The sequence below is a fragment of the Xanthobacter sp. BG11Y11_SDJG genome (genome assembly GCF_057364445.1).
On sequence record NZ_JBNFNU010000255.1, the window covers coordinates 1 to 6,396 of the forward strand.

Genomic DNA, 6,396 nt, shown 5'->3' on the forward strand with positions numbered 1-6,396 from the left:
CCCGCGGGGCCGACCCTCAGGCCACCGCCCGCGACGCGTCCGCCCCGCCTTTGTCCCGCGCCGCCCTCACGTCCCGCGCCGGCGACAGGCCGAACATGCGGCCATATTCGCGCGTGAACTGGGGCACGCTCTCATAGCCCACCGCGAACGCCGGCGCTGGCGGCGCTGGCGCCGTCCTGGAGCATCAGCCGCCGCGCCTCGATGAGGCGGAGCTGCTTCTGGAACTGGAGCGGCGAGAGCGTGGTCACGGCGCGGAAATGCTGGTGGAAGGTGGACAGGCTCATGCCCGCCGCGGCAGCGAGGCGCGCCACCGGCACCGGGCGGGCGAACTCGGCGCGCAGGATCGCCACCGCCCGCGCCACGCGCTGGGCGTGGCCGTCCGGCCAGCCGAGCCGGCGGATCGCCGGCCCATGTCGCCCCGCCAGCAGCCAATAATGCATCTCGCGCATCAACTGGTCCCGCAGCACCGGCACAGCCTGCGGACGATCGAGCAAGCGCAGCAGGCGCAGCGCCGCCTCGCTCACCTCGGCGTCGGTGGGCTCGGCGCGCACCGGCGCGGAATCGGCGATGCGCACCGCCGCCATCTCCGCGCTGAGCTCGGTGATCAGGCCGAGGTCCAGCTCCAGCACGAGCGAGTAATAGGGCCGCGCCGGGCTCGCCTCGGTGATGCGGCTCGCCACCGGGACGTCGGCGGTAATGATGAGGCTGTCCCCGGCGGAAAAGGCAAAGCTCTGGCCGCCCTGGGTGACGTGCTTGCCGCCCTGGACCACCAGGCACACCAGCGGGCGCAGGATGTCGTGCGCGATCTCGGTCGGGGCGAGCGCGGTGAGCGTCATCAGCCCCGGAATCGGGGTGGTCGCGACGCCCGCGGCGCCGGCACGGGCGACGGCATGGGCGACGGCGTGGGCGCGGACGGCTTCGAGCAGGCTGGTCATGGCGCCAAGACTAGCGCGGCGCGCCGGCGCGCGCACCTGCCGCGCCAGCGCCGTGCACGCCTGCCGGAGAATCAGGCAAGCAATCGCGAGGTTCCGACAACAGGACGGGCGCGGCCGGAGGCATAACCACCGCATCGGAACACCCGCACCGGAGACCGGCAATGACCTCGGCCACTTCCCCCAAGATCACCCTCATCACCGGCGGCAGCCGCGGCCTCGGCCGCAACACCGCCCTCGCCGTCGCCCGCAAGGGGGGCGACGTGATCATCACCTATCACAGCCGGGCCGACGCGGCGCAGGAGGTGGTGGCCGAGATCGCCGCCATGGGCCGCAAGGCGGCGGCGCTGAAGCTCGACACCGGCGCCATCGCCGGCTTCGCCGACTTCGCGGCGGCGCTGAAGGCGACGCTCGGCGAGACCTTCGGCCGGGCGACCTTCGACCACCTCGTGAACAATGCCGGCCACGGCGACTTCACCCCGCTCGGCGCGACCGAGGAAGCGACGTTCGACCGGCTGGTGGACGTGCACCTGAAGGGCGTGTTCTTCCTCACCCAGGCGCTGCTGCCGCTGATCGCGGACGGCGGGCGCATCGTCAACATCTCGTCCGGGCTCACGCGCTTCTGCTATCCCGGCTACAGCGCCTATGCGGCCATGAAGGGCGCGGTGGAGGTGCTCACCCGCTACCTCGCCAAGGAGCTGGGGCCGCGCGGCATCGCCGTCAACACGGTGGCGCCGGGCGCCATCGCCACCGATTTCGGCGGCGGGGCGGTGCGCGACAATGCGGAGATCGCCGACCATCTCGCCGCCATCACCGCGCTCGGCCGCGTCGGCGTGGCGGACGACATCGGGCCGATGATCGCGGCACTGCTCGGCCCGGAGAATCGCTGGGTGAACGCCCAGCGCATCGAGGTGTCCGGCGGCCAGGGCCTCTGATGCCCCGAGGCGGTGCCCGGCCTCAGCGGCCGAGCGCCGCCTCCAGGCGGTCGGCGACCGTCTTCGCCACCTTCACGCGGGCATAGAGCTTGTCCTCGGCCTCCACCAGCGTCCAGGGCGCGGCGGTGGTGGAGGTGCGGTCCACCATCTCGGTCACGGCGGCCTCGTAGAGCGGCCACTTCTCGCGGTTGCGCCAGTCCTCGGGCGTCAGCTTGAAGCGCTTGTAGGCGACCGTCTCGCGCGCCTCGAAGCGGCGCGCCTGCTCCTCCTGGCTGATGGCGAGCCAGAACTTCACGACGATATAGCCGGCGCGCGTCAGCTGCTCCTCGAAATCGTTGATCTCGCCATAGGCGCGGCCCCAGTCGGCGGGCGAGCAGAAGCCTTCGACGCGCTCCACCAGCACCCGCCCGTACCACGAGCGGTCGAAGATGGCGGTGTGGCCGAGCGCCGGAACGCGCCGCCAGAAGCGCCACAGATAGGGCCGCGCGCGCTCGTCGTCGGTGGGCGCGGCGACCGGATGGACGCGGAAGCGGCGCGGGTCGAGCGCATGGCGCAGGCGCATGATGGCGGAACTCTTGCCGGCCGCGTCGCTCCCCTCGAACACCACCACCAGGCCGCGCTTCTCGAATGCCGGCGCGGTGGTCAGGCGGGTGATGCGGTGCTGCGCCGCGTCCAGCGCCTCGCGATAGGTCTTCTCGTCCAGCGCCTTGGAGAGGTCGAGGGTGGAGAGGATGGAGAAGTGCGGCAAGCCGTGCGGCACCTCCGCGGGGTTGGCCGGCAGCGGGCTGGGCGCCGGGGCGGGCGCGGCGTCCATGGCGCGCAGCATGTCCAGCAGGACAGTGCCGGCCATGGCGTCGCGATACTCGCCGTCCACCGCCGGCACCACGTGCCAGGGCGCGGCGGGCGTCGAGGTCAGGCGCACCACCTCCTCGGCCGCATCCCACAGGCGCTCGCGCTCCTTCGGCGTGTCCACCTCGGTCCACTGGCGCACCACCGGGCGCGAATAGTGGCCCTTGTCCAGCGCCTTGAGGCGGGCCTGTGCCTCGTCGGCGCCGAGATAGAGCCACAGCTTGAGGATGCTCACGCCCTCCGCGTCGAGCATGGCCTCGTAGCGGCGGATGTCCTCCAGCGCGGCGGTGAAGGCGGAGCGGCCGAGCTTGCCCAGCGCCCGGTCCACGAGCGCGGTCTGGTACCACGAGCCCAGCATGATGCCGATCTCGCCGTATCCCGGCAGATCGCGCCAATACTGCCAGGCCGGCGGATGGGTGAGCGCGTTGGTGGTGGGGGCGTCGTAGGTCAGTGTCCGGAGCTTGCGGGCGTCGAGCCAGCCGTAGAGGCGGTTCAGCACCGCCCCCTTGCCGGCGCCGTCCGGCCCGTGGATCAGCACCAGCAGCGAGCGGCGCTTCTGGTCGATCAGCTGGAACTGGGCATTCAGCAGGTCTTCCCTGAGCGCCGGCTCCAGCGTCTTGAAGGTGGCCTTGTCGAGCCTGTGCTCGAACTTGGCGGACTCGAACATGGCACCTCCTGTGCCGGCCGCGGCCGGCGTTGCCGCCCCGCCGCTCAGGCCGAGGCCACCTTCTGCACGCCGGAGGACGGCACCTTCACCAGCGCCTCGCCGTCCAGCACCACCTCCTCGCCCACCCGGCAGACGCAGGAGAGCCGGGCGCGGAACTTCTCGGGGATCAGCTCCAGCACCTTCACCTCCACGTCCACGGTGTCGTCGATGCGCACCGCGCGCGGAAATTGAGGGTCTGGGAGATGTAGATGGCGCCCGGCCCGGGCAGGCGGGTGCCGAGCACGGCGGAGATCAGGCTCGCCGTGTAGAGGCCATGGGCGATGCGCCCGCCGAACGGCGTCTTGGCCGCGAAGTGCTGCGACAGGTGGATCGGGTTGCGGTCTCCCGTCAGCTCGGCGAAGCCGACGATGTCGGAGGAGGAGACGGTCTTCGAGATGCGCTCGGCGCGGCCGACCGCGAGGTCCTCGAAATAAAGGTTCTGCAGTTCCAAAAACATGACGCGCGGCTCCTCCGGACCAAGGGCCGCGCAGAGTAGTGCGGGCGCGCGCGAGAGGGAAGCGAGAGGAAGGGAGGAGGCTAGCGGTTGCAAAGCGGCGATTGTCCGCTGCGCGGAACTTTCCCCTGGACCCCGGCTCGGCGCTCCGGCTGCGCCGTCGCTGGGCTGGGGAACGGGCGCCGGCTGTGCCGACGCCCCGCGCGGGATCGGCCGCCGCCCTCGCGTCCCGGCCGACTGGAGCGGCGCACGGCGCCGCGAAAGGAGAGCCGGGACCCAGCGCTAAGACTTTGCCGCAGGCGACATGACCTGCCGCAGGCGCCCCGCCCCTCACCCGAACGCGGCGAAGCCCAGCACCTTGTCGCCGGTGACCTTGCGGCCGACGCGGCGGAACACGCCGATGCCCTCTCGGGAGCCGCCGTCATTGGTGTTGCCCTCGATGGTGGAGAGCAGGCCGTTGACGTTTCCGGTGACGATGCCCGCATGGCCGGTGTCGCCGTCGAAGCCGAGGAAGAACACCATGCCCGGCGTCACCAGCGAGGGGTCGTCCGCAGCCGCCTGCGCGGTGACGATGCGCACCCCGGACGCGATCTTGCCGGCCTGCCGCCAGGCGTCGCGCACATGCCCGGTGACGGGCACGCGGTTCGGCACCTTGAGCGCCGCCGCCGCCTCGGCGAAGCACCAGTAAACGAAGGCCATGCACCAGGGGTGGCCGCCCGTGAGTTTGACGCTGCGCAGAAAGCCCTCCACCTGCGGCCCGCGATTGCTGCCGGGGGGCACCTCGCGCACGTCGATCTGGCTTTGGGCGATCTCGATCACCGCCGAGGCAAGGTCCTGCTCGCGCTTGCGCACCCGGATGGTGGGCTTCACCCACTCGCTGTCGATGGAGAGCGGGCCGAACAGCGCGCCCCAGGTCTTGGGGCCGACGATGCCGTCGATCTCCAGCGGCACGCCTTCGAGGTCCACCGAGCGCGACTGGAACAGCTGCAACGCGAAATGGGTGGGCGTGTCGAAGGCGCCGCTCGGCGCGCCGGGCGAAGCGCCCATCTGCGCCAGACGCTCCTGCACCTTGCGGATGGCGGCCTTTTCCCGGCTGCCGGGCAGAAGATATTTGCCGGGAAAGCGGGGCGGATCGACGGGAAAGTCCGCGGCGCTGCCGTCGCCGGCGACATGCGGCGTCGGCCGGGCGACCTCGTCGGGCACGGGCGGCGGCGTGAAGCCGAGGCGCGCGGCGACCTCGGGCTCCTCCTCCAGAAGCGCCGAGAGCAGGGTCATGGCGCCGCACTGCTGGCTCACCGCGTCGGGCGAGAACACCCCGTCGGCGATAAACTTGCCGCGCGTGTAGGCATTGGAGAAGCTCCACAGATAGGGGCTCTTCACGTGCGGGTAGCGGCGGCGATAGCCAAAGCCGTTGTAGCGCTCCAGGGCGAAGGCGATGCCGGGCACGGTCCAGTCGGTCCACCGGTCCAGGCGGTCGAATGCCAGCGCGTCGGCGGCGCTCTCCTCCCAGCTGTAGGCATCGCCGGCGGCGGGCGCCGCCTTGGGAAGGCCCGGCGGCACGCGCACCGTGCGGGCGGTCAGCGGGTCGCCATTGTGCAGGTGGCAGCGGAACGAGCCGGAAGCCTCCAGATTGTGGATCAGCGCCACCACGAACCACGGTACGCCGCTGGCCGCCTCCACCGCTTCATAGCGCGCGCGGTTGGCGGGCAACAGGGCGCGGGCGACGAGGCGCTCCACTTCCTCGCGGCGGCTCGGATTGACCACGAGCGCGGCGAACAGCGCGGCATATTCTTCCTGAAGCCGGGAATCGAACGCGACCGCCATGGCGCTGCCCTCGGAACGATATCCGAGCGTCAGCGATTCCACGGATCAGGCCGATTTGCAATCTATAATTGCTTAATCGAAGCATACACCCTTATGGGAAGTCACCCCTCGTCGCCCTTCAGCTTGCGCATCAGGGCCTCCAGCTCGGCGTCCTTCTCCTTGGGCAGCACCACGTTGACCCGCACCAGCATGTCGCCGTGGCCGCCGGTGGCGTTGGGCAGGCCCTTGCCGCGCAGGCGGAAGAGCCGCCCGCCCGAGGTCCAGGCCGGCACCGAGAGGTCCACCGCGCCGGCGAGCATCGGCACGCGCACCTTGGCGCCGAGCACAGCGTCGGGGAGCGGCACATCCACCAGCTGGCGCAGATCGTCGCCGTCGCGCTCGAAGGTCGGGTGCGGCGCATAGGCGATGGTCACGTAGGCGTCGCCCGGCGGACCGCCCATGGGGCTCGGCTCGCCCTGCCCCTTCAGGCGCATGCGATGGCCCTCCCGGGTGCCGGGGGCGATCTTGATGTCGATCTGCTTGCCGTTCGGCAGGCCGACGCGCTTGGAGGCGCCTTCGGTCGCCTCCTCGAAGCTCACGGGCAGCGAAAATCTCCATGTCCGCCCCCGGCTGGGGCGCGAAGCCGCGCCCGCGGAGCGGCGCTGGCGGCCGAAGCCGAAGATGTCGCCGAGGTCCTCGAAGCCGGCGCCGGCCTGG

General features: G+C 71.4%; 4 protein-coding genes and 2 pseudogenes. 1 reads left to right on the forward strand and 5 read right to left on the reverse strand.

Features of this window, described 5'->3' with window-relative positions:
• Positions 1-16: 16 nt before the first annotated feature.
• Positions 17-935 (reverse strand): annotated as a pseudogene (locus tag AC2W7M_RS17750) (AraC family transcriptional regulator).
• Between the two features lie 161 nt (positions 936-1,096).
• Between AC2W7M_RS17750 and AC2W7M_RS17755 the strand changes: the two are divergent.
• Entirely contained in the window at positions 1,097-1,867 is a 771-nt protein-coding gene (locus tag AC2W7M_RS17755) for an SDR family NAD(P)-dependent oxidoreductase (protein ID WP_486133688.1), read from the forward strand.
• A 22-nt stretch (positions 1,868-1,889) separates the two neighbouring features.
• Here the strand turns inward: AC2W7M_RS17755 and pap are convergent, their stop codons facing one another.
• The 4 genes and pseudogenes from pap to AC2W7M_RS17775 all read right to left on the reverse strand — a co-directional run.
• Positions 1,890-3,383, reverse strand: a complete 1,494-nt coding sequence (gene pap, locus AC2W7M_RS17760) for a polyphosphate:AMP phosphotransferase (RefSeq protein WP_486133690.1) — start codon at positions 3,381-3,383, stop codon at positions 1,890-1,892.
• Positions 3,384-3,427: 44 nt separating this feature from the next.
• A pseudogene (locus AC2W7M_RS17765) lies at positions 3,428-3,879 on the reverse strand (MaoC family dehydratase).
• A 327-nt stretch (positions 3,880-4,206) separates the two neighbouring features.
• Positions 4,207-5,700 carry a CHAP domain-containing protein gene (locus AC2W7M_RS17770; protein WP_486133692.1) on the reverse strand — a complete coding sequence of 498 codons (1,494 nt, stop codon included), beginning with the start codon at positions 5,698-5,700 and terminating at the stop codon, positions 4,207-4,209.
• Positions 5,701-5,801: 101 nt separating this feature from the next.
• Positions 5,802-6,396: J domain-containing protein (locus AC2W7M_RS17775; RefSeq protein WP_486133694.1), on the reverse strand; the 595-nt coding region annotated here is incomplete at its 5' end.

What these genes read in the sequence shown, in the direction of transcription:
- AC2W7M_RS17755 (WP_486133688.1), top strand. Translation starts at nt 1,097, where the DNA reads ATGACCTCGGCCACTTCCCCCAAGATCACCCTCATCACCGGCGGCAGC.
- AC2W7M_RS17770 (WP_486133692.1), bottom strand. Translation starts at nt 5,700, where the DNA reads ATGGCGGTCGCGTTCGATTCCCGGCTTCAGGAAGAATATGCCGCGCTG.
- pap (WP_486133690.1), bottom strand. Translation starts at nt 3,383, where the DNA reads ATGTTCGAGTCCGCCAAGTTCGAGCACAGGCTCGACAAGGCCACCTTC.